Below are 23,145 nucleotides of genomic sequence, written 5' to 3'. Positions count from 1 at the left end.
TTGAAGTGGGTGGCGTACGGGGCGGTGGTGCGGGGCGGGCGGGTCAGCCCTTGATCGCCCCGGTGAGGACGCCCTTGACGAAGAACTTCTGCAGGAAGGGATAGACGCAGAAGATGGGCACGATCGCGATGATCAGTACGGCCATCTGCAGCGAGGTCGCGGGCGGGATGGAGTGGACGCCCATCGCGGAGGCGTTGATGCTCTGCCCGTTGAGGACGTAGCTCCGCAGGATCACCTGGATGGGGAACTTGCTGGAGTCGTTGAGGTACAGCACCGCGTTGAAGAAGCTGTTCCAGTACCCGACCGCGTAGAACAGGCCGACCACCGCCAGGACCGCCTTCGACAGCGGGAGGACGATCCGGAAGAGGACCGTGACCTCATTGGCGCCGTCGATGCGCGCCGCGTCGTACAGCTCCTCCGGAATGGACTGGAAGAACGAGCGGACCACCACGATGTTGAAGGCGTTCAGCAGGACCGGGAGGACCAGTGAGGCGTACGTATCCAGCATGTGGAACTGCTGGACCGCGAGGTACGTCGGGATGATGCCGGGCGCGAACAGGAACGTGCCGAGCACGAGCAGCAGAATCGGCTTGGCGAGGACCGTGCCCGGCCGCGAGGTGCCGTACGCGATCATCACCGTGCACGCCAGGCTGAGCGCGGTCCCGATCAGCGTGATGAAGATGGACACCACCGCGGCCCGGGTGACCACGCCCCCGGACAGGATGACGCGGTACGCCTCCAGCGTCGGGTGGTGCGGGATCAGCACGTAGCCGCCGTTGGCGTTCAGCTCCTCGCGGCCCGCGAGGCTGGTGCCGATGGCGAGGAGGAACGGGTAGAGCACGATCACGGTGAGCACGATGAGCGCGAGGCCCTTGGCGCCCTGCCCGTACCAGTGCGGGCGCTCCATCCACGGCGGGCGGCCGTTGGACCTGCGGGGGCGGGCGGCCCCGGACCGGGCGGCGCGCAGCCGGGTCGCGACGGACTGACTCATCGGTACACTCCCTGCTCGCCGAAGCGGTGGGCCAGCTTGTTGGCGGCGAGGATGAGGGCGAATCCGATGACGCCCTTCATCAGTCCGGCGGCGGTGCTCATGCCCCAGTCGCCGTCCACGACGCCGTGGAAGTAGACGTAGGTGTCCATGACCTCGGCGGCGTCCGGGCCGACGGCGTCGCGCTGGAGCAGGATCTGCTCGAAGCCGACCGAGAGGATGTCGCCGAGCCGCAGGATGAGCAGCATCAGGATGACCGGCCGGATGCCGGGCAGGGTGATGTGCCAGATCCGGCGCATCCATCCGGCGCCGTCCATGGCAGCGGACTCGTACTGGCCCATGTCGATCGAGGCGATGGACGCCAGGAAGATGATCGTGCCCCAGCCGCAGTCCTTCCAGATGGCCTGCGCGGTGATGAGGAACTTGAAGGTGCCGGGGTCGGTCATCACGTTGCCGATGCTGACCCCGTGCTCCATGAGGAGCGTGGTGACCGATCCGGCGCCGCCGAGCACCTGCTTGAACATCGCGACGACGACGACCCAGGACAGGAAGTGCGGCAGGTAGACGACGGTCTGGATGAACCGCTTGATCTTCTCGCTGATGAGCGAGTTGAGCAGCAGGGCCAGGGCGATCGGCGCCGGAAAGTACAGGAGGAGCTGGATCGCCGTGATCTGGAGGGTGTTGGACACCGCGCTCCAGAACTCGGGCTCGGCCAGCAGCGCGGTGAAGTTCGCCATCCCGACGAACGGGCTCTGCTTGAAGCCCAGGAACGGCTGGTAGTCCTGGAAGGCGATGACGTTGCCCGCGAGCGGCAGATAGAAGAAGAGCACGAAGTACAGCACTCCGGGGAGACAGAAGAGCAGCAGCGCCTTGTCCCGCTTGAGCCGCTGCCGGAGCGGCTGCCGTATTCGCTTCTTCTTGCCCTTCCTCCCCGCGGGGCGTTCCGCGTCTTCCGGGTCGCGGGGCTGCGGCACGGGCGGCCGCGCAGCTGTGACCGGCGTGTTTGCCATCGTCACAGGCACCTCCAGGGCTGATGGAGCGAGAGAACGTCCCGCATACGTGGAGGGCGGCGCGCGCTTCGGGGAAGCGCGTCCGCTGCCTCTTCGCGGCGACAGGCACATAGTTCACGACCGTGCGGCCATATGGCAAGAGTTGTTCATTTCGCAGAGGTAACGAACATCTATGGGCAGTCAAAAGTCGCCCCATGAGACACAACGAGGCGCAACAGGGGCGACAATCACCGCATAAGGGACGCTTGGTGTCATCGAGATGGGACCGGAATGCACTGTTTCTCCGTCAGAACCAGCCATCCGCTGCGTGGTTGTGCTTGAACGTGCACACTTCACGCACGGTCCGGCACCCTGAACCGGTTTGGGTACGCGCGAAAAAGCGGGCCGCCACGCACGATGCGCGGCGGCCCGCTGGGAAACGACGAGAGGTCAGACGGCGATGACCGTGACACCGGCCTCGGTGAAGCGGGCGGACGCCTCGGGGGCGATCCCCCGGTCGGTGACCAGGAAGTCGACCAGGGAGAGGTCGCAGACCCGGGCGAACGCCCGCTTGCCGATCTTCGAGGAGTCGGCGGCGACCACCACGCGCTGGGCCTGCTGGGCGAGCAGCCGGTTGATGCTGGCCTCGCCCTCGTGGTGGACGTACGCGCCGCGTTCGGTGTCGATGGCGTTGACGCCGAGCACGGCCACGTCGAGCGTTATCTCGCCGAGCACCCCGCTGGCCAGCGGGCCGGTGAGCTCGTACGACTGGGGCCTGGCGACCCCGCCGGTGACGACCATCTTGATCTGCGGCCGGATCACCAGCTCGTTGGCGATGTTGAGGGCGTTGGTCACCACCGTCAGCGTCGGCTGCCCCGCCGCGCCGCCGGCACCGTCGCCCACCAGGTCCGCGCGGACGGCGAGCGAGCGGGCGACCTCGGTGATGGTGGTGCCGCCGGTGAGGCCGACGACCTCGCCGACCGCGACGAGTTCGGCGACGGCGCGGCCGATGGCCTGCTTCTCCGGGGCGTTGCGCCCCGTTTTGTACCGGAGGGCCAGCTCGTAGCTGACGCCGTGGGCGATCGCGCCGCCCCTGGTGCGGGTGAGCAGTTGCTGCTCGGCGAGCTGGTCCAGGTCCCGCCGGATGGTCGCGGCCGAGACGTCCAGCGTCTTCGCCGCGTCCTCGACGTCCACCCGGCCGTGCTTACCTACGAGTTCCAGCAGTGCGTTCCACCGGGCATCCCTGGACAAGACGGTTCTCCTCACAGGTCCGGGCTGCGAGCGCCCATCCCCTTGGGCGCGATCACCGGACAGGCGCAAGGGTCGCACAAGGCTCCGGCGAGTCAAGCCCCGTGCACGCGGAATGCTTGATAATGCTCGCTCATCGCGGGTAGCGTGCGTAAACGAGCATCCCATCACCAGTACGGAGTGCAAAAGTGTCATTTGTCGAGATCGAGATCGCCAGTCAGCCGGAGTGCTGGCGCCGCGCCGCGGAGCTGGCACCGAGTCACGCCGCCGCGCTGCCCGCGCCGGGCGAGCGCGTCGCCGTCGTCGGCTGCGGCACCTCGTTCTACATGGCTCAGGCATACGCCTCGCTCCGTGAGGAGTCCGGGCAGGGCGAGACCGATGCCTTCGCCGCGTCCGAGTTCCCCACCCGCCGCCGCTACGACCGGGTCGTCGCGCTCACCCGCTCCGGCACCACGACCGAGGTCCTCGAACTCCTCGGCCGGCTGAGCGGCACCACGCCCACGGTGGCCATCACCGCCGACCCGGAGACCCCGGTGATGACGGCCGCCGACGCGGTCGTCGTCCTCGACTTCGCGGACGAACAGTCCGTCGTCCAGACCCGGTTCGCCACCACGCTGCTCACGCTGCTGCGCGCGCACCTCGGCCTGCACACCGACGCCGTGGTCCGGGACGCGGAGCGGGCGCTCGCCGAGCCTCTGCCGGAGGGCCTGGTGGACCGCACCCAGTTCACGTTCCTCGGGAGCGGCTGGACGGCCGGTCTCGCCAATGAGGCGGCGCTCAAGATGAAGGAGGCGTCGCTCTCCTGGACCGAGTCGTACGCCGCGATGGAGTACCGCCACGGCCCGATCTCCATCGCCACCGACACCACCGCCACCTGGATGTTCGGCGCCGCCCCCGAGGGCCTGCGCGAGCAGCTCCTGGAGACCGGCGCCCGCTGGGTGGAGACCGACCTGGACCCGCTGGCCGACCTGGTCCGCGTCCAGCGCCTGGCCGTGGCCCGCGCCACCGCGCGCGGCCTCGACCCGGACGCCCCCCGCCACCTGACCCGCTCGGTGGTCCTGGCGGACGCCTGATGCCGTACCGCGCCTCAAACGCCGGCGGGGCTGGCCTTCAGCCCGTCCGGCGTTTGAGGACCGGGGGTCCGGGGGCAACACCCCCGGTCAGGACTCCTCGAAGTGCGTGTCCAGGACCGCGTCGAAGCCCTCGGTCCACTCCTTGAGGCTGCCGCGGGACGGCGCCTCGACCTCACCGTTGAACCAACGCTGGGACGACAGGTGGACGGTGACGGTGAACCGGCGGCCGAAGCGGGCCGGCTTCAGCTCGACCGCGCCGATCTCGTCCCAGCCGAAATCCGCCTGCTGGTCGTCCAGCGTGAACCGGACGCCCCCGGGCCCGGCCGAGATCGAGCCGCGCCGGTCGCTCACCTCGAACGAGGGCCCCTCGGCCGCCTCTTCGTCGGTTTCCTCCTGCTCCTCCTCGTCCTCCTCCTGCGCCACGGGCACCTCGTCGGCCGGCTCGGGGACGGCGTCCGCGACGGCGGGCTCCTCGGTGGTCTCGTTCTCCGGCTCCTCCTCCACCGCTTCCGCGGGTCGGGGGGCCGTGAGACCGGGGATGTACGCCGGGTCGGTCCCTGCGGCGTACGCGGGCTGGGTCTTCGGGTCTATGCGCTGCTCCACGGCGGGCAGTATGGCCGACGAACCTGTACAGGGCCAGTAAGACCGTGTCGGGGGACGGGCCCGGGCCGCCCGGCCCGCCCCCCGGTGCGGGGCCCCGCGCCCCGCGTCAGCCGGTGGCGCAGGCCTCCCCGCCGAGCGAGAAGGCGTCCGGTGCCGTGTTGCCGCCGGTCAGCGTGCCCGTGAAGCCGAAGCCCGCGGACGCGCCCGGCGCCACCCGGCCGTTCCAGGAGACGTTGGTGGCCGTCACCTTCGCCCCGTCCTGACCGGCCGTCGCATTCCACATCTGGCCGACCCGCTGCCCGTCCGGGAAGGTCCAGGCGAGCTTCCAGCCGTCCAGCTCCGTGCTGCCGGTGTTGGTGAGGGTCACATCGGCCTGGAAGCCGCCGGACCACTGGTTGGTGACCTTGTACGTCACCGAACAGGCCGCGTCACCGGGATCGGTGCCGGGGTCCGTGCCCGGGTCGGTACCGGGATCGGTGCCGGGATCCGTACCGCCGCCGTCGCTGTCCGAGGAGTCGCCGTACATGATTCCGCGCCCGTTGGTGGACACGTACACCCGGCCGAAGACGCGCGGGTCGCCCGTGATCGCGGCGCCCGTCCAGCCCCACTGGTGGGCGTCGTCGTTGATGCGGGTCCAGCTCGTGCCCGCGTCGGTGGACCGGAAGATGCCGCGCACCCCGCCGATCTTCGCCGAGACGAAGAGCGTCTGGTACGAGGCGCCCGCCGCCGCCTTGCCGAAGCCGACGGAGTCCGCCTCGCCGACACCGCTCAGCTTCGTGAAGGTCGCCCCCGAGTCCGTCGAGTGCCACAGGCCGTACGCGCCCGTCGTGGCGCCGCCCGCGAGCCAGATGTCGCCCTCGGCACCGGGGACCGCCTTGAAGCGGACGTTGCCCTCGGTGGGCAGGCCGCTCGACGCCTTCGCCGTGAAGGTCGCGCCGCCGTCCGTGGAGACGTAGAAGGTGCCGGCCGCGAACCCGTAGAACTTCTTCGGGTTCTTCCGGTCCGACTCGACCGTCGCGCCCTGCGGTATCCCGGTGGAGGCCGACCACGAACTCCCGTACCCGGTCGTGTGATGGACCCCGGCGCCCTCGGGGCTCCAGACGAAGCCGCTCGCGTCGGCCGCCGCCGCGACCGTGCCGCCGCCGGTCACGCCGGACGGCTCGGAGCCCTGGAACCAGTTGGAACCGTTGTCCGTCGAGAAGCCGATGTGCGGGGCGGCGTCGGCGCTTCCGACCCGGACCACCGTGTTCGGGCTGCTCTCGGCGAAGTCGAGGCTCGTGGTGGAGGTCAGGTTGGGCGAGGTGAACATCATGTCCGGCACGGCGTCGAGGTCGGTGTGCCGGAAGCCCCCGATGTCACCGAGCGCGCTGAGCAGCGGCGCTCCGGACGGCGGGCTGGCCAGGTCGTTGACCGCGGTCTCCTCCAGGCCCTTCACCATCGGCGTGATGTTGAACTGGCTGCCGGAGTCCCAGTTGGTGAGGTTCTCGGTGCCGTAGATCGTCGCGCCGGTCCCGTACATCATGCGGTTCGAGTCGAACGGGTCGATCTCCAGCGCCTCCGTCATCCAGCCCAGCTTCGGTGTGGTCTCCGGCGGCGTCGGGTTGGCACCCCAGGTCAGCCACGGCACCGAGGACACGTCCTGGGTGAAGCGGTTGGAGCGGTTCGGGTAGCTGGTGTAGTCCCACGCCTGGGTCCAGGTCGCGCCGCTGTCCGTGGAGCGGAAGATCTGGGTGTCGGGCCACCAGGAGCTGTACGCGGTCGCCATCACCGTGCCGGGGTGCTGCCGGTCCACGGTGAGCCCGCTGAAGCCGTAGTAGGTGTCGGCCTCGGCGACCGGGCTGACGTCCTTCCACTCCCCCGTCGCGGTGGTGTACCGCCAGATCTGCCCCTTGCCGCCGTCGTACGGGCCGCCGGTGTCGCTGAGCGTCAGATACAGGTGGCCGTTGTCGGAGTCGAGTACGCCCTTGTGCGCCAGGTATCCCGTCGGCTGTCCGGCGATCCGCGACCAGGTGGTCCCGCCGTCCGTGGAGCGGTAGACGGTGTTGTCCTTGTCGGCGACCCCGACGTAGATGTCCTGGGTCGCGCTGCCCGCGCTGCCGCTGCGCTCGTCGAACGTCACCCAGACGATGCCCTGGTTGTCGTTGCCGTAGCCGCTGGTGTCGGTCGGGTCCTGGGAGTAGTTGCCCGGGTTGGGGAAGGCCGTCACCTCGGACCAGGTGGCGCCCGAATCGGTGGACCGCCAGAGGCCGTTGCCGCTGGGCGCGCCCAGGTAGAGCACGGAGTTCTTGTTCGGGTCGACCGCGAGGCGTTCGCCCATGCCCCGGCCGGGCATGTTGCCGCCGAGCTTGAAGGGCAGGGTGCTCGCCTTCCAGGTCGCGCCCCGGTCCGACGAACGCAGCACCGCGCCGTTGGTGGGATCCCAGTCGTTGGTGTACGTGCCCACGGCGGCGTACACCTTGTCCGGGTCGACCGAGTCCGAAGCGAGGCTCACCACCCCGGTCCAGCCCCAGTGGTCCCAGTCCACCCAGTCGAGCAGCGGCTTCCACTGCTTGCCCGACTGGTCCCAGCGGTAGGCGCCGCCGATGTCGGTACGGGCGTAGGCGAGGTTCTTCTCGGTCCGGTTGAAGACGATCCCGGGGACGAAGCCGCCGCCGTCGATGCGGACGTTCTTCCAGTCGTACGTGTCCGCCGCGAGGGACACATCGGATGCCTGGGCGGCTGCGGAGGCGTCGCTGTCGCGCGCCGACGCCGGTGCGCCGGCGGCGAAGAGCCCGGCGGTGAGGGTGAGTGCCGCCACCAGGGCAGCGAAGGGTCTTGCGCTTCTGCGCACGGAAACGTCTCCTCCGAACAGGGCCGCCGACAAGGGCGGTCAAGGGCGTGAACGGACGTGGGAGCGCTCCCATTTCGCGTCCCGATGGTAGCGGCGCCGCCCCTCCGGGAGAAGGGCGGGCGCAAAGTTCATCGGATGACTTCCGGAGGCGTGGGGCCACCGGCCCCAGGACGCGTCAGTACCAGGCGGCGGGCCCGGGCGGGTCGCAGACCTCGAGGACGACCTCGCCCGCCACGGAGGTGCGGCCGCCGAGGGGGCGCACCCGGTCGCCGACGTTCACCATGTGCGGGGCGGCGCCCACGATCCGGCAGCGGTAGACGAAGCCTTCGGGGAAGCGGACCAGGGACTCGTTGCGCATCACGCGCGAGTAGCGGTTGACGACGTTGGAGCGGATGACCACGCCGTGGCCGTCACTGTGCTCGGATTCGAGATCGCTCGACGCGCAGACGGGACACAGGAGTTTGCGGAAGGAGGCGGTGTGGCACCAACGGCACACCTGATAGACGAGCCCTTCCTGACTGTGTGCGTCGGCCGCCTCGCGGGCCGGCCGCCCCATCACGTCGGTTCCGGTACTGAACACGTTCCGCCTCCCGCGCTCGACTCGGTGCGCCGCAGCTTCGGCGACGGCACACCGGCACCGTATGGCACTTAGTTCCAGGAGTAAAGGCACTGCGTGCCACGAAGTGCGATACGGCTCCGCCGGGACCGGTCAGGCGGTGCCGAGCGCGGACTCGATGTGCTGCACCACGCGCCACATCGGGGCGCCCTTGCGCGCGACCATGACGATCACCTCGTCGTCGCTCCCCGAGGACGTCACCGACGAGGTCACGGGGGCGGCCGCCGGGACCGCCGCGGATACGACGGGCCGCGCGTCCGTCCCGCCCCACACCGCGCGCACCAGCTCCAGGGCCCGGTCCACCTCGGCCCCCGCGTCGCCCTTGCCGCCCGAACGCAGCCAGGACCGCAGCCCGTTGTTGTGCGCGGCGACGACCGAGGCGGCGATCACCTCGGCGCGCAGCGCGAAGTCGGGCCCGGCGTCCGGGTCCCCGGCCCAGCGCCGTTCCAGGTAGCCGGCGAGGGTCCGTTCGTAACGGCGCACCACGGAGAGCTCGTACGTGCGAAGGCCGGGCACCTCGCGGGTGAGCCGGTAGCGCTGGACGGAGAACTCGGGCTTCTCCGCGTACATCCGCAGCACCAGCCGGGCCCCGTCGCACACCGTGGCGACCGGGTCCGTGCCGTCGGCGTCCGCCAGGAAGGCGGTCATGTCCGCGAGGCACCCCTCGTGGTCGGGGAAAACCGCGTCCTCCTTGGAGGGGAAGTAGCGGAAGAAGGAGCGCCGCCCCACCCCGGCCCGGGCGACGATGTCGTCCACCGTGGTCCGCTCGAACCCGCGCTCCAGGAAGAGCGCGAAGGCCGCCTCGGCGAGCACGTCACGCATGGGGGGCTTCTTGGCCGGCCGGCGGTCTTCGGTCATGCCGGAAACGTAACACCGAAACCGGCCGCCCGACACTGGGTACCTTTACGAAGGGTACTGAGTGCCATAGGATTCCCGCAGGAGACCACCAGGTACAGGGAGAGCCGGCGTGAGCTTGAGGATCGTTGTCACTGTGAAGTACGTGCCCGACGCGACCGGTGACCGGCATTTCGCCGATGACCTGACGTTGGACCGTGAGGATGTCGACGGTCTGCTGTCGGAGCTGGACGAGTATGCGGTCGAGCAGGCGTTGCAGATCGCGGAGGCGGCTGATGATGCGGAGGTCACCGTGTTGACGGTGGGTCCGGAGGATGCCAAGGACGCGTTGCGCAAGGCGTTGTCGATGGGTGCGGACAAGGCGGTTCACGTCGAGGACGACGATCTGCACGGTACGGACGCGCTGGGTACGTCGCTGGTGCTGGCGAAGGCGATCGAGGAGACCGGGTACGACCTGGTGATCTCGGGGATGGCGTCGACGGACGGCACGATGGGTGTGGTTCCGGCGCTGCTCGCGGAGCGGCTGGGTGTGCCGCAGGTGACGCTGCTGTCGCAGGTGTCGGTCGAGGGCGGTGTGGTGCGTGGCCGTCGTGACGGGGACAGTGCGTCGGAGGAGCTGGAGGCGTCGCTGCCGGCGGTGGTGTCGGTGACCGACCAGTCGGGTGAGGCGCGTTACCCGTCGTTCAAGGGGATCATGGCGGCGAAGAAGAAGCCGGTGAAGTCCCTGGACCTGGACGATCTGGGGATCGATGCGGACGAGGTGGGTCTGGCGGGTGCGTGGAGCGCGGTCGACTCCGCGACCGAGCGTCCGGCCCGTACCGCGGGAACGATCGTGAAGGACGAGGGCGAGGGCGGCAAGCAGCTGGCCGAGTTCCTGGCCGGCCAGAAGTTCATCTGATCCCGCTTCGGGGTTTCGTCGTTCGTTTTCATTGATGTGCAGGAGTGGGTCTGATGGCTGAAGTTCTCGTCTTTGTCGATCACGTGGACGGTGCGGTCCGCAAGCCGACGCTGGAGCTGCTGACGCTCGCGCGGCGGATCGGTGACCCGGTCGCCGTTGCCGTCGGCGCCGGTGCGTCCGCGACGGCGGATGTCCTTGCCGAGCACGGCGCGGTCAGGGTCCTGGTCTCGGAGGCCGCCGAGTTCGCCGACTACCTCGTCGTACCGAAGGTGGACGCGCTCCAGGCCGCCCACCAGGCGGTCTCCCCGGCGGCGGTGCTCGTGTCCTCCTCGGCGGAGGGCAAGGAGATCGCGGCGCGCCTCGCGGTACGGGTCGGGTCGGGCATCATCACCGACGCGGTCGACGTCGAGGCCGGTGCCGAGGGTGTCGTGGCGACCCAGTCGGTGTTCGCCGCCTCGTTCACCACGAAGTCCCGGATCACGCACGGCACCCCGGTCATCACGGTGAAGCCGAACTCGGCGCCCGTCGAGCCGGTCGCCGGTGCGGGTGCGGTGGAGGAGCTGGCGGTGGAGTTCTCCGCCGCCGCCACGGGCACGAAGGTGCTGTCCCGTACGCCGCGTGAGTCGACCGGCCGTCCGGAGCTGACGGAGGCCGCGATCGTGGTCTCCGGTGGCCGTGGTGTCAACGGTGCGGAGAACTTCGCGATCATCGAGGCGCTCGCCGACTCGCTGGGTGCCGCGGTGGGTGCCTCGCGTGCCGCCGTGGATGCGGGCTGGTACCCCCACACCAACCAGGTCGGCCAGACCGGCAAGTCCGTCTCGCCGCAGCTCTACATCGCCAACGGCATCTCCGGCGCGATCCAGCACCGCGCGGGCATGCAGACCTCGAAGACGATCGTCGCGGTCAACAAGGACGCCGAGGCCCCGATCTTCGACCTCGTGGACTACGGCGTCGTCGGCGACCTCTTCGCCGTCGTCCCCCAGCTCACCGAGGAGATCAACACCCGCAAGGGCTGACACTCCCTCAGCTGTGGTCCCCGGCCGGGGCGGTGAGCGCGGAGGACCCGCTCACCGCCCCGGCCGGGCCCGTTTCAGCCGAGCAGTTCCTCCACCAGGCCGGCGGCGCGCGGGGTGCCACCCTCCGCCCGGGCGTCCTCGCGCAGCCGCGCCGAACGCCGGGCCACCTCGGGGTCGTCGACGAGCGCGGTGAGCGCCACGCGCAGGGCCTCCGGGGTGGCGTCGTCGGTGTCGATGCGGCGGGCGACGCCCAGCTCGACCAGCTTGTCGGCGTTCATGAACTGGTCGACGCCCTGCGGCACGGCGATCATCGGCACCCCGCTGTACAGCCCCTCGGAGCTGCCGCCCATCCCGGCGTGCGTGACGAAGGCGTCCGCCTGCTGGAGGATGGCCAGTTGCGGCACCCACCGGTGCACCTCGACATTGCCGGGTACGGTGCCGAGCTCCGCCAGGTCCGTCTGCTTGCCGACCTGGAGGACGACGTGCCAGCCCGGCAGGTCGCCGTAGGCCGCCAGGCAATTGCGGTAGAACTCCGGGCGGTTGGTGTACGCGGAGCCCAGCGAGATCAGCAGCACCTTGTCCGCCCCGGCGGGCCGGGTCCAGGCCTGTTCCTCGCCGCGCCCGGCGAAGCACGGCCCGACGAACGTGACGGTGTCCATGTCCACGTCGTCCGCGTGCGGCTGCATCGCCCGGGGGATCAGGGCGAGGGTGTTGCCGGGGCGGCCGGTGAAGGCGTCCATGTCCCGCGTGGTCGCGCCGTTCCCGGCCAGCCACTCGGTGAACCGCGCCCGGTACGCGTCGGCCCCCGGCAGCGTCCACAGCTGGGCCGCCACGTCCTTCTCGTAACTCCGCCAGCCGACGAACGTCGGGTAGAGCTGCATCAGGCGGCGGTTCTGGGACTCGGCCAGCACCCGGGCCGGGTAGGCCCCGATGTCGTACAGGTAGAGGTCGGCCGGGTCCTCGTCGTAGACGGCGCGCAGCTGCGGCAGGGCCTGGACGGCGTCGTCCAGGAAGAGGCCCATGGCGGCGATCGGGTCGTCGGGCCAGCTGCTGTCACCGACGGGGAGCACGGAGTCGTACGGCACGAAGGTGGCGCCGGTGGCCTCGATGCGCTCGGCCATCACCGGGTCGTTGGCGTAGGTGACGCGGTGGCCGCGGGCCACCAGTTCGCGGATGACCTCGATGCTCGGCAGCACATGGCTCACGGCAGGGATGCCGATCATGGCGATATGGGCACGGCGGCGTGACACAGGGAATCACTCGTTTCAGTTCTGCGGCGGAAGGGGACACGGCAGACCGGCGCGTCGCCACCCCGGCGAGGGCCGGTCGGTGGGCGCGCGGACGCGGTGTGCCGGACGGGGTCGGGGACGTGCCCCGGCCGCGTCAGCCGTAGAGCTGCACGATGTTCATGCCGCGACCCTAGCCGCCGTCCGGTCCGCACGCACGGGGATTTCCCGCCGCGCGGGCCGGGCGGCGGGGCCGTCACGCGCCGGGCGCGGCGGCTTCGAGGTCGTCCACGGTGCCGGACATGAGGGTCCGGATGTGGGCGGTGATGTGCTCGGCGGGCCAGTCCCACCAGGCCAGTGCGAGGAGGCGGGCGACGTCCTGCTCCTCGAAGCGGGTGCGCAGCAGCCGGGCCGGGTTGCCACCGACGATCCCGTAGTCCGGGACGTCCTTGCTGACCACCGAGCCGCTGCCGATGATCGCACCGTGCCCGATCCGGACGCCGGGCAGCACGGTCGCCCCGTGACCGAACCACACGTCGTTGCCGACGACCGTGTCGCCCCGGTTCGGCAGCCCCGCGAGCAGGTCGAAGTGGTCGGCCCAGGAGCCGCCCAGGGTGGGGAACGGGAAGGTGGACGGGCCGTCCATGCGGTGGTTGGCGCCGTTCATCAGGAAGCGCACGCCCGTGCCGAGCGCGCAGAACTTACCGATGACCAGCTTCTCCGGGCCGTAGTGGTACAGCACGTTGCGGGTTTCGAACGCGGTGGCGTCGTCCGGGTCGTCGTAGTACGAGTACTCCCCCACCTCGATCAGCGGCGAGGTCACCAGCGGCTTGAGCTGCACCACCCTCGGCTGTCCGGGCATCGGGTGGAGCACGGTCGGGTCTGCGGGTACGGGCAGCGGCATGGGTTCCTCGGGGTCGCGGTCGGGTCCGCCGACCATGATCGCCGCGTCGTGGCCCGTACGACAGCGGTTTACGGGAAGCCCGCCCCGGGAGGACCGGGGCGGGCTCGGAGGACCGCGATCAGGGCTGGACCGGCATCGACCAGCAGTTGGAGGTGGTGCGCTTGCCCGCGAGGCGGTCGGTGATCCAGGAGATGGCGTCGCCCTGGTCGGTGATGAGCGGGACCATGTGGTTGGTGAGGATCTTGTCGCCGAGGTTGGGCAGGATGACGGCGTCGTACGTGACGTCGCCGCCCTTGCGGCACCAGTCGACGGCGAGCTGACGCGCCTGGCGGTGCGGCACGATGTCGTCCTGGATGCCGGTCGCCACCCGCACCGGGCCGGACGGCTTGAGGGTGCCGATGCGCTGCTTGTCGAGCGCGGCCTGTGCCTTCGGCTCGGCGGCGATGATCTCACCGAGGGACTTGCCGGTGGTCGTCCACTTGGAGCTCTTCGCGAAGCCGTAGCCGAGGATCGCGTCGCCGACGCACATGGTCGAGGCGTCCTTCAGCGCGGCCCGCCCGCGGTCGTTGATGTTGGCCTCCACGACGTCCCGCAGGTCGGCGTCGGCCTGCGCGAAGCCGTTGATCGACCAGGCGAGGGCCCCGGCGAGAGCGCTGCCGTCGATGCCCTTCATGGTGGCGGTCAGGTCGGCGGGTGGCGCCCCGGCGTAGGTGCCGGCGAGCTGGATCTCGGGGGCGTACGAGGGCTGGAGCTCGGCGGCGGACGCGCTGGCCCCGCCGCCCTGGCTGTAGCCGTACAGGCCCGTCCGGGACGCGGCCGTGAGCGAGGTGGCGGGCAGCTGGTGCGCGGCGCGTACCGCGTCTAGCAGCGCGTGGCCCTCGTCCACCCGGTTGACGTAGGTGTGCAGGCGGTCGGTGGTGCCGAGGCCCACGTAGTCGGTGACGACGACGGCGACACCGGCGGCCAGGAGCCGGTAGACGGACAGGGTCTCGTAGCCGATCGACACGGACTCGGGGGTGACGGACAGCGGGTGCTGGAGGGCCAGCGAGGGCGCGCACTGGTCGCCCTGGCCCATGGTGCCCGAGGCCAGCGCGACCAGCGGCCGGGCGCCGCCGCCCTTCCAGGCGGCCGAGGGCTCGATGTAGGCGCCGGTCACCGCGGCCGGCTGCCCGTTGGAGTCGGTCGTGCGGTACATGAGGCGGGTGGCGGTGCCCGGCATCGGGCGGCCGTCCAGACCCGGCAGGCTCAGGGCGAGCGGCAGGGGCTCGGTCCGGATCAGTGCCCCGTTGGTGGCGGGCAGTTGGGCGGGCGGGTCGTAGAAGGCGGGGATGGTCACGCCCCGGGAGACGACGGGCTCGGCGCCGTCCGTGGCGGACGCGGGCGCGGCGTACGCGGCCACGCAGGCCGCCGCGGTCACGGCGACGGCCGCGGCACGGAGGGGACGGGCGCGGTGGGGGGAAAGGGTGGAACGCGAACGGTCCTTGCGGCTCAAGGCTCACTCCTCGCTCTGCTCCGGAAGTACGGGTGAGCGCAAGCTAACAGCGGGGCTTACCGGTGGTAACCCATGAGTAAGTTACGCATTGGTAACTGTCATCGGCGACCGAACTCTCCCTGCTCCGCGGCGGAGTTGCTTAAGGTGGGCCCGAGCTGATCATCCGCAGCACCTCCCGCACCCTGGAGTTGGCCATGTCCCGACCGGAGAACGACCCCACCGCCCCGCTCATCGACACCAGCAAGCCGCATCCCGCGCGGATGTACGACTGGTTCCTGGGCGGCAAGGACAACTACCCGGTGGACGAGGCCATGGGCCGTCAGATGCTGGCCGTCGAGCCGAACGTCCCGGTGATGGCGAAGATCAACCGCGCCTTCATGCACCGCGCGACGCGCTGGCTGTCCACCCACGGCGTCCGCCAGTTCCTCGACATCGGCACCGGGATACCCACCGAGCCCAACCTGCACCAGGTGGCCCAGGAGGCCGCCCCCGCAACCCGGGTCGTCTACTGCGACAACGACCCGATCGTCCTGGCCCACGCCGCGGCGCTGCTCAAGGGCACGCCCGAGGGCGTCATCGACTACGTGCAGGCCGACGCGCGCAACGTCGACACCATCCTCGAACACGCGGGCAAGACACTGGACTTCAGCAAGCCGGTCGCGCTGTCGATGATCGCGCTGCTCCACTTCGTGAGCGACGAGGACGGCGCGTACGAGCTGGTGCGCCGGCTGACCGACGTGCTCGCCCCCGGCAGCTACATGGTCGTCTCGCAGATCACCGCCGACTTCCACCCGGAGGAGGCGCGCGAGGTCGACAAGATGTACAAGGCCAACACCCTGACGCTCGCGCCGCGCACGCGCGACCAGTTCGCCTCGTTCTTCGACGGTCTTGAGATCGTGGAGCCCGGCATCGTCGCCGCCGAGGCCTGGCACCCCGAGCTCGGCGAGCCGGTCCCCGGCACCGGCGAGATCGTCACCCCCGGCTATGTCGCGGTCGGCCGCAAGCCGTAACGCGCGGAGCCCAACCACGGCAGCCCGGTGCGCACTTCGGTGTCACCGGGCTGTGTGATGATACGGAAAACGGATCAGCGGGGGCGCAGCGTGGGCACGGGCGGGTCATCCATACCGGACGAGGAGTGGGAGCGCTTCCTGCGGGAGGCCGAGGCCGGCACCCCCGGCGCCCCCGAGGAGCCGTCCGCCCGGGCCCGGATGGTGACCCAGCGGCTGCGCGAGGAGACCGGCCCGCCCCCGGGATGGCGCACCCACCAGCCGCCCCGGCGACGCGGCAGGATCTGGTACGTGGTGGGCCTGGTGGTCGTCGTCGCGCTGTTCGTCGTGGCGCTGGTCCCGGGCCGGGCGGCCGGCTGGCTCGGCTTCCCCGGCGGGGGCGGCTCCACGGCGGCGACGCCCGGGCGGCCCACCCTGGACGACCCGTTCAAGGGGTCTCCGGCGGAGCACTGGGCCGCCGGGACGGCCGGGATCACGATGCCCTCGGCGCGGGCGACCGGGTGGATGAGCGAGAAGCAGGTGTCCGACGCGCTCGACAGCAGCCTGGCCTTCCTCTCCGACGCCGGGCTCGATCCGGCGGTGCTGCGCGGGGAACGGCCGGTGAAGGCCATCGCGGCCCTCAACACGAAGCAGCCCGGCATCAAGGAGTACCTGACGACGTCCTTCGACACCCCGAGCCGGACGAACGACCCGCTGCTGCTGTTCAGCCGCTTCGACCCGTCGTACGCGCGCCTGGCCGGTGACGTGATCAAGACGCGGGGCGCGCTCACCTACCGGGAGGGCGAGGCGGGCGCGGTCGAGGTCACCGCCGACGTCACCTTCGTCTACGCCGTCGTGCGGGCGTCCGGGGGCAGCGACGAGGTCGCCCGTACGATCGCCCGCCGCGAGATCGTGATGAGCTGGGACGACCCGGACAAGGTGATCGGCACACCGGGGACCTTCGCGCTGACGTCGTACCGGCTGGACGCCGCCAACGGGGGCTGTGAGAACACCACCGGCTACTTCCGTCCCGAGTTCGAGAAGGAGCCGGGGCCCTCGGACGGCGCCACGCGGGTCGACCCGTACGAGCGGGGCACCTCGATGGACGAGCGCATGGCGGACCGGGACGCCGCCGGCTGCGACACGGCCACCCGCACCTGATCGCGGGGTGCGACACCCGGCGGGCCGCTCCCCCACGACGTACGCTTCGGGCGTGACGAGCAAATCCGACGCCGCGCAGAACCTGCGCGACCTCGCGCGGCTGCGCCGGGTCCGCGACCGGATCGACCGCGAGTACGCCCAGCCGCTGAACGTCGAGGCGCTGGCGCGCGGCGCGCACATGTCGGCGGGGCACCTCAGCCGCGAGTTCCGGAGGGCGTACGGGGAATCCCCGTACGGCTACCTCATGACCCGGCGCATCGAGCGCGCGATGACGCTGCTGCGCCGGGGGGACCTGAGCGTCACCGAGGTGTGCTTCGCGGTCGGCTGCTCCTCGCTCGGCACGTTCAGCACGCGCTTCACGGAGCTGGTCGGGATGCCGCCGAGCGTCTACCGGCAGGAGGCGGCGCAGGCCACCGCGGGCCTGCCGTCCTGTGTGGCGAAGCAGGTGACGCGGCCGGTCAGGAATCGAGAAGCACCGCTGCCGGGGACGCCGCTAGCGTGACGGCGTGAACGGGGAAGGCCGCCGCTGAGCCGGGGGCGACGACGGGGCTGCGCGACGGCTCCGCCAATTCAGGGAGACACCATGAGCAGGGCCACGGGCAAGCAGCCGCACGCCGCCGACCGCCACGATCTGATCCGTGTGCACGGGGCGCGCGTGAACAATCTCAAGGACGTCAGCATCGAGATCCCCAAGCGCCGGCTGACGGTGTTCACGGGCGTCTCCGGGTCCGGCAAGAGCTCGCTGGTGTTCAACACCATCGCCGCCGAGTCGCAGCGGCTGATCAACGAGACGTACAGCGCCTTCGTCCAGGGGTTCATGCCCACCCTGGCCCGGCCCGAGGTGGACGTCCTGGAGGGGCTGACCACCGCGATCATCGTGGACCAGCAGCGGATGGGCGGCGACACCCGCTCGACCGTGGGCACGGCGACCGACGCCAACGCCATGCTGCGCATCCTCTTCAGCCGCCTCGGCACCCCGCACATCGGCCCGCCGAGCGCGTACTCCTTCAACACCGCGTCCGTGAAGGCGAGCGGCGCGATCACCGTCGAGCGCGGCAACAAGAAGACCGTGAAGGCGACCTTCAACCGGACCGGCGGCATGTGCACCGAGTGCGAGGGCCGGGGCACCGTCTCGGACATCGACCTCACCCAGCTCTACGACGACTCCAAGTCCCTCGCCGAGGGCGCGTTCACGATCCCCGGCTGGAAGTCCGACAGCTTCTGGACCGTCCGGGTCTACGCCGAGTCCGGCCTCCTGGACCCGGACAAGCCGATCGCGAAGTACACCAAGAAGGAGATGCAGGACTTCCTCTACCGGGAGCCCACCAAGGTCAAGGTGGAGGGCGTCAACCTCACGTACGAGGGGCTGATCCCCAAGATCCAGAAGTCGTTCCTGTCCAAGGACAAGGACGCGCTCCAGCCGCACATCCGGGCCTTCGTGGAGCGCGCGGTCACCTTCACCACCTGTCCGGCCTGCGACGGCACCCGGCTCAGCGAGGGCGCCAGGTCCTCGAAAATCGGGGGCATCAGCATCGCGGACGCCTGCGCGATGCAGACCAGCGACCTGGCCGCCTGGATCCGTGACCTGGACGAGCCCTCGGTGGCGCCGCTGCTCACCGCGCTCGGCGAGACCCTCGACTCGTTCGTGGAGATCGGCCTCGGCTACCTCGCGCTCGACCGGCCCGCCGGCACGCTGTCCGGCGGCGAGGCGCAGCGCGTCAAGATGATCCGCCACCTCGGGTCCTCGCTGACCGACACCACGTACGTCTTCGACGAGCCGACCGCCGGACTGCACCCGCACGACATCCAGCGGATGAACAACCTGCTGCTGCGCCTGCGCGACAAGGGCAACACCGTGCTGGTGGTGGAGCACAAGCCGGAGACGATCGCGGTCGCCGACCACGTCGTGGACCTCGGTCCCGGCGCCGGTACGGCGGGCGGCACCGTCTGCTTCGAGGGCACCGTCGACGGGCTGCGCGCCTCCGGCACCGTCACCGGGCGCCATTTCGACGACCGCTCCACGCTCAAGGCGGACACCCGCAAGCCCACCGGTGCGCTGGAGGTGCGGGGCGCCTCGGCGAACAACCTGCGCGGCGTCGACGTGGACATCCCGCTCGGTGTGCTGACCGTCGTCACGGGCGTGGCCGGGTCCGGGAAGAGCTCGCTGATCCACGGCTCGGTGGCCGGGCGGGACGGTGTGGTCACCGTCGACCAGAGCGCGATCCGCGGTTCGCGGCGCAGCAACCCGGCCACGTACACCGGGCTGCTCGACCCGGTCCGCAAGGCGTTCGCCAAGGCCAACGACGTGAAGCCGGGGCTGTTCAGCGCCAACTCGGAGGGCGCGTGCCCGACGTGCAACGGGGCGGGCGTCGTCTTCACGGACCTGGCGATGATGGCGGGCGTCGCCACGGTCTGCGAGGAGTGCGAGGGCAAGCGGTTCCAGGCGTCGGTGCTCGAATACCGGCTCGGCGGGCGGGACATCAGCGAGGTGCTGGCGATGTCGGTCGCCGAGGCGGAGGAGTTCTTCGGCTCCGGTGACGCGCGCACACCGGCCGCGCACCGGGTCCTCGAACGGCTGGTGGACGTCGGGCTCGGCTACCTCAGCCTCGGCCAGCCGCTGACCACGCTCTCCGGCGGTGAGCGGCAGCGGCTGAAGCTCGCCACGCACATGGGCGAGAAGGGCGGCGTGTACGTGCTGGACGAGCCGACCACCGGGCTGCATCTCGCGGACGTGGAGCAGCTGTTGGGGCTGCTCGACCGGTTGGTGGACTCCGGTAAGTCGGTCGTCGTCATCGAGCACCACCAGGCCGTGATGGCGCACGCCGACTGGATCATCGACCTGGGCCCCGGCGCCGGTCACGACGGCGGAACCCTGGTCTTCGAGGGCACCCCCGCCGAACTGGTCGCCGCACGCTCGACCCTGACGGGCGAGCACCTGGCGGAGTACGTGGGCGCCTGAGCAACTCCCCTCGCCCGCCCGGCCCGTGGTGGCCGGGCGGGCGTTGTCATGCTGCCGTCATACATCACGTCAAGGCGGCGTGCCGTGGAGGTCATGTGCCTTTCCAGTATGGCCTGTTCGCCGCGGTGCGGGGCGCGGTTCCCCGTCATCGCCTTCGCTAATCGGACGCGAATCCTCCCGACTTCGCGCATCTGTGTGGAGGCTTTCAGCCCGTGCACACTGGGGCCAATCAGGCACGCCACAGCCAGACTTGACCGAATCCGACCGCTTTCACACAGCTAACTGAACGCAAATTTTCGGCGCTGCACGCATCCGGCGTTGTGCACTAGGCATAGGATCAAGCCGCGCAATGCGAGCCCCACCCACCCCACCCGTCCCATTCGTAACTGTGCGCACGACGTACGAGCGTCCCTACCGACACCCCACAACCCGTTAACAGGTATCTGCGTGTCACCGATACTCAAGCCCGGTTCCGGCGACGGAGCCGCGCAGTGAAAATCAATCGCCGCCTCGTCCTGCTGGTCACCGCTCCCCTGACCGTCGCGGTCACGTTCTCGGCCCTGGCCCTCGCACCCGCCACCAACCAGGCACTCCAGGCGAACCGGCTCGCCGACATGGTCGCCGTCTCCGCCGGCGCAGCCGATTTAACTCACCAGTTGCAGCGTGAGCGCGCGGCCGCCACCGCCCTGGTCTCCGATCAGGGGGACTCGTCCGCCTTCCAGGCGAGCTCCGACGCGACCGACAAGAGCATCGCCGCCTTCAAGAGCCGCGCCGGCGGACTCTCCGAGGTGCCGGGCAGCGCCCGGGAATCACTGGACCGCATCGACCGCTTCATCGATGAACTCCCCGCCCTGCGCGCCCAGGTGCGCTCGGGCAGCACTACCATCTCCGCGCTCGCCTTCGGCTACCGGATCGTGATCGCCGACCTCAACGGCTACCGCGACGGCATCGCGCAGGCCGACGGTGTCGACGCCGACATCGCCGACCGCATCCGCGCGGCCGCGGCCCTGTCCGAGGCCGCCGAGCACACCGCGCAACAGCAGATCACCGTCATGAGGGCGCAGGCCGCGGGTGGTTTCACCGCGGCGTCCCAGCGCACCTTCGACGCGAGCCGGCTCGGCTACACCGAGTCGACCGGCGTGATGTTCAGCCTCGGGCCGAGCGAGTGGCGGACCTGGCTGGAGCGCACCCTCTCCGGCCCGAAGGCCCTGGAGTCCCGCAAGCTGGAAGACCGGATCGGCCGCACGGACACCAGCAAGCCGATCGGCGTCACCTCGAAGGAGTGGCAGGAGGCGTCCGACGACCGCCAGACCCTGCTGCACCAGGTGGAGGAGCGGATCGACGAGTCCGTCGCCGCCACTGTCGACGCCGAACGCACCAGGCTGCTCTGGACCGCCGGCGGCGAGGTCGCCCTCGTGCTGCTGACCCTGGTCGGTGTCGTCCTCGTCGCCGTCCGCCTGGGCCGGGTCATGATCCGCCGGCTGCGCGACCTGCGCAACGCCGCGCACGAGGTGGCCCACACCCGGCTGCCCGCCGTCATGAGCGAGCTGTCCCAGCCCGGCGCGCTGAGCGGCGCCACACCGGAGCAGGTCGCCGAACGCACCGGCAACCCCGTCGAGACCACCAGCGGCGACGAGATCGGTGAGGTCGGCGAGGCGTTCAACGCCGTCCACCACGAGGCGGTGCGCCTCGCGGCCGAACAGGCCCGGGTGCACGAGCAGTTCGCCGAGACCCTGGTCCGGGTCGCCCGCCGGGGCGCCCAGCTGACCAGCGTCATGGTGTCCGAACTGGACACGGTGCAGCGCGACGAGGCCGACCCGGAGCGCATGAAGACGCTCTTCGCGCTCGACCACCTCGCGATCCGCATGGAGCGCAACACCAACAACCTGCTGGTGCTGGGTGGTTACGGCAACGCCCGGGTGCGCTCCGCCGACATCGGCTGCTCCACCGTCATCGTCGCGGCGGCCCAGCAGATCGAGCGCTTCGACCGGGTGTCCCTCGGCGCGATCGAGGCGGGCATCGGCATCGCCGCCCGCGCCGTGCACGACGTCGCGCACATCCTGGCGGAGCTCCTCGACAACGCCACCCGCTTCTCCCCGCCCGACGCCCAGGTCGGGGTCGCCGTCTGGCGGCTCTGGGACCGGGCCGTCGTCCAGATCGTGGACGAGGGCGTGGGCATCTCGGCGGACCGCCGCGCCGTGCTCAACGCCGGGCTGCGCGAGCCGAAGGCGGGCATCGGGGACGTGCGGTCCATGGGTCTGCACGTGGTGGCGCGGCTTGCCGCCCGGCACGGCATCGTTGTCGAGCTGCGCGACTCCTCGGGCCCCGGCACCATCGCCGAGGTCACCCTCCCCAAGGAGGTGCTGGCCGAGGTGTCCGAGGAACCGGCCATGCCGACGGAGAACGGCTTCGAGTCGCCCCGCACGGTCGTCACGCGCCGGAAGCAGGACACCGTACGCGGACGGGGCGGCCGCCCGGTCGGCGCGGGCGTCGGCGCCCGCCCCGGCAGACCGGCGGCCCCGGGCACGCGCGAGGAGCACGAGGCCCCGGCCCGTACGGACGCCGCCGACGCGCCCGCCCCGCATCCCGTGCACGACGAGCCGGCCTCGCGCATCGCGGGCGTCAGCGCCTCCGGCCTCCCGGTCCGCAAGCGCACCGCGCCCCAGCAGTGGCCCGTACGGGAGAAACGGGCCGCCACCGAGCAGCGGTCCGGCGCCGGTGCGCCGCGGCCGACCCCCCGCCGCCGGGACTCCCGGCAGGTATCCGACGTCCTGGCGGCCTACACCCAGGGCATCAGCCGGAGCACGAACCCCCGCGGGCGTCCCGCCAACAATGACGACACCGAACGGACCAAGAAATGACCTCACCCACCGACCTGAGCTGGATCCTGAGCGACTTCGCCGGACGCATCCCGGAGGTCACCCAGGCGATAGCCGTGTCCGTGGACGGACTCGCGCTCGCGTACACCGGCGTGGAGCGCGACGACGCCGACCGGCTGGCCGCCATCGCCTCCGGCGTCGTGAACCTGCTGTCCGCGGCCGCCCAGCTCACCGACACCGACCCGGTGGAGCACAGCCTCACCGCGATGGAGGGCGGCTACATGTTCTCCATGGCCGTCTCCAGCGGCGCCTCGCTCCTGGTCATGACCACCAGGGACGCGGACATCGGCGAGGTCAGCTACATGATGTCCGAGCTGATCAACCAGGTCGGTGACTCGCTGTCCCCCCAGGTCCGTTCCTCGCACTCCCCCACGCACTGACCCGGCCGTCCCCCCACGGTCGTACCGACCCGTCCGCGGAGC

General features: G+C 70.8%; 19 protein-coding genes. 9 read left to right on the top strand and 10 right to left on the bottom strand.

Annotated features, from left to right (window positions below; translation table 11 throughout):
• Positions 1–43: 43 nt before the first annotated feature.
• From OHS17_RS26045 to OHS17_RS26035, 3 genes are all read right to left on the bottom strand, one after another.
• Positions 44–991 (bottom strand): carbohydrate ABC transporter permease, encoded by a 948-nt coding sequence (locus OHS17_RS26045; protein ID WP_018105827.1) that lies wholly within the window; start codon positions 989–991, stop codon positions 44–46.
• Positions 988–1,998 carry an ABC transporter permease gene (locus OHS17_RS26040; protein ID WP_383166409.1) on the bottom strand — a complete coding sequence of 337 codons (1,011 nt, stop codon included), beginning with the start codon at positions 1,996–1,998 and terminating at the stop codon, positions 988–990. The genes OHS17_RS26045 and OHS17_RS26040 overlap by 4 nt, the downstream gene beginning before the upstream one ends.
• A 429-nt stretch (positions 1,999–2,427) precedes the next feature.
• On the bottom strand, positions 2,428–3,228 hold the full coding sequence (locus OHS17_RS26035; protein WP_026171883.1) for a DeoR/GlpR family DNA-binding transcription regulator: 801 nt from the start codon (positions 3,226–3,228) through the stop codon (positions 2,428–2,430).
• 185 nt (positions 3,229–3,413) lie between these two features.
• Here OHS17_RS26035 and OHS17_RS26030 point away from each other — a divergent pair, with 185 nt between their 5' ends.
• Entirely contained in the window at positions 3,414–4,298 is an 885-nt protein-coding gene (locus tag OHS17_RS26030) for an SIS domain-containing protein (RefSeq protein ID WP_161208278.1), read from the top strand.
• An 87-nt stretch (positions 4,299–4,385) separates the two neighbouring features.
• Here OHS17_RS26030 and OHS17_RS26025 read toward each other — a convergent pair whose 3' ends face one another.
• From OHS17_RS26025 to OHS17_RS26010, 4 genes are all read right to left on the bottom strand, one after another.
• Positions 4,386–4,901: a hypothetical protein gene (locus OHS17_RS26025; RefSeq protein WP_330314081.1), complete on the bottom strand. Its 516-nt coding sequence runs from the start codon at positions 4,899–4,901 to the stop codon at positions 4,386–4,388.
• A gap of 106 nt (positions 4,902–5,007) precedes the next feature.
• Positions 5,008–7,731, bottom strand: coding sequence for a cellulose binding domain-containing protein (locus OHS17_RS26020; protein ID WP_443066149.1), 2,724 nt, complete (start codon positions 7,729–7,731; stop codon positions 5,008–5,010).
• A 175-nt stretch (positions 7,732–7,906) separates the two neighbouring features.
• The gene (locus tag OHS17_RS26015) at positions 7,907–8,311 is read right to left on the bottom strand and encodes a Zn-ribbon domain-containing OB-fold protein (RefSeq protein WP_330314079.1); all 405 of its coding nucleotides are present in this window, start codon (positions 8,309–8,311) and stop codon (positions 7,907–7,909) included.
• A 129-nt stretch (positions 8,312–8,440) separates the two neighbouring features.
• Positions 8,441–9,205, bottom strand: a complete 765-nt coding sequence (locus tag OHS17_RS26010; protein WP_330314078.1) for a TetR family transcriptional regulator — start codon at positions 9,203–9,205, stop codon at positions 8,441–8,443.
• 109 nt (positions 9,206–9,314) lie between these two features.
• On the opposite strand from OHS17_RS26010, the gene OHS17_RS26005 reads away from it, so the two are divergent.
• A complete protein-coding gene (locus OHS17_RS26005) occupies positions 9,315–10,100 on the top strand; it encodes an electron transfer flavoprotein subunit beta/FixA family protein (protein ID WP_161207171.1) in 786 nt (261 codons plus the stop codon).
• Positions 10,101–10,153: 53 nt separating this feature from the next.
• Positions 10,154–11,116: an electron transfer flavoprotein subunit alpha/FixB family protein gene (locus OHS17_RS26000; protein WP_330314077.1), complete on the top strand. Its 963-nt coding sequence runs from the start codon at positions 10,154–10,156 to the stop codon at positions 11,114–11,116.
• Positions 11,117–11,190: 74 nt separating this feature from the next.
• Here OHS17_RS26000 and OHS17_RS25995 read toward each other — a convergent pair whose 3' ends face one another.
• From OHS17_RS25995 to OHS17_RS25985, 3 genes are all read right to left on the bottom strand, one after another.
• Positions 11,191–12,339: a macrolide family glycosyltransferase gene (locus tag OHS17_RS25995; RefSeq protein ID WP_443066148.1), complete on the bottom strand. Its 1,149-nt coding sequence runs from the start codon at positions 12,337–12,339 to the stop codon at positions 11,191–11,193.
• A 259-nt stretch (positions 12,340–12,598) separates the two neighbouring features.
• The gene (locus OHS17_RS25990) at positions 12,599–13,240 is read right to left on the bottom strand and encodes a CatB-related O-acetyltransferase (RefSeq protein ID WP_330315357.1); all 642 of its coding nucleotides are present in this window, start codon (positions 13,238–13,240) and stop codon (positions 12,599–12,601) included.
• A 124-nt stretch (positions 13,241–13,364) separates the two neighbouring features.
• Positions 13,365–14,738, bottom strand: coding sequence for a lipase family protein (locus tag OHS17_RS25985; RefSeq protein WP_330314075.1), 1,374 nt, complete (start codon positions 14,736–14,738; stop codon positions 13,365–13,367).
• A 194-nt stretch (positions 14,739–14,932) separates the two neighbouring features.
• Here OHS17_RS25985 and OHS17_RS25980 point away from each other — a divergent pair, with 194 nt between their 5' ends.
• The 6 genes from OHS17_RS25980 to OHS17_RS25955 all read left to right on the top strand — a co-directional run bounded on the left by OHS17_RS25980 (position 14,933) and on the right by OHS17_RS25955 (position 23,103).
• Positions 14,933–15,748 carry an SAM-dependent methyltransferase gene (locus tag OHS17_RS25980; RefSeq protein WP_330314074.1) on the top strand — a complete coding sequence of 272 codons (816 nt, stop codon included), beginning with the start codon at positions 14,933–14,935 and terminating at the stop codon, positions 15,746–15,748.
• Positions 15,749–15,838: 90 nt separating this feature from the next.
• Positions 15,839–16,885 carry a hypothetical protein gene (locus OHS17_RS25975; protein WP_330314073.1) on the top strand — a complete coding sequence of 349 codons (1,047 nt, stop codon included), beginning with the start codon at positions 15,839–15,841 and terminating at the stop codon, positions 16,883–16,885.
• 52 nt (positions 16,886–16,937) lie between these two features.
• On the top strand, positions 16,938–17,387 hold the full coding sequence (locus tag OHS17_RS25970) for a helix-turn-helix transcriptional regulator (protein WP_330314072.1): 450 nt from the start codon (positions 16,938–16,940) through the stop codon (positions 17,385–17,387).
• An 81-nt stretch (positions 17,388–17,468) separates the two neighbouring features.
• Positions 17,469–19,844: an excinuclease ABC subunit UvrA gene (locus OHS17_RS25965; RefSeq protein ID WP_330314071.1), complete on the top strand. Its 2,376-nt coding sequence runs from the start codon at positions 17,469–17,471 to the stop codon at positions 19,842–19,844.
• 491 nt (positions 19,845–20,335) lie between these two features.
• Positions 20,336–22,705, top strand: coding sequence for a sensor histidine kinase (locus OHS17_RS25960; RefSeq protein ID WP_330314070.1), 2,370 nt, complete (start codon positions 20,336–20,338; stop codon positions 22,703–22,705).
• Entirely contained in the window at positions 22,702–23,103 is a 402-nt protein-coding gene (locus tag OHS17_RS25955) for a roadblock/LC7 domain-containing protein (RefSeq protein WP_018105455.1), read from the top strand. The genes OHS17_RS25960 and OHS17_RS25955 overlap by 4 nt, the downstream gene beginning before the upstream one ends.
• The last annotated feature ends 42 nt before the right edge of the window (positions 23,104–23,145 follow it).

Origin of the sequence: Streptomyces sp. NBC_00523, from assembly GCF_036346615.1 — a bacterium.
In the GTDB taxonomy this organism is placed as follows: domain Bacteria; phylum Actinomycetota; class Actinomycetes; order Streptomycetales; family Streptomycetaceae; genus Streptomyces.
This window is presented reverse-complemented; position numbering and strand designations above follow the sequence as displayed.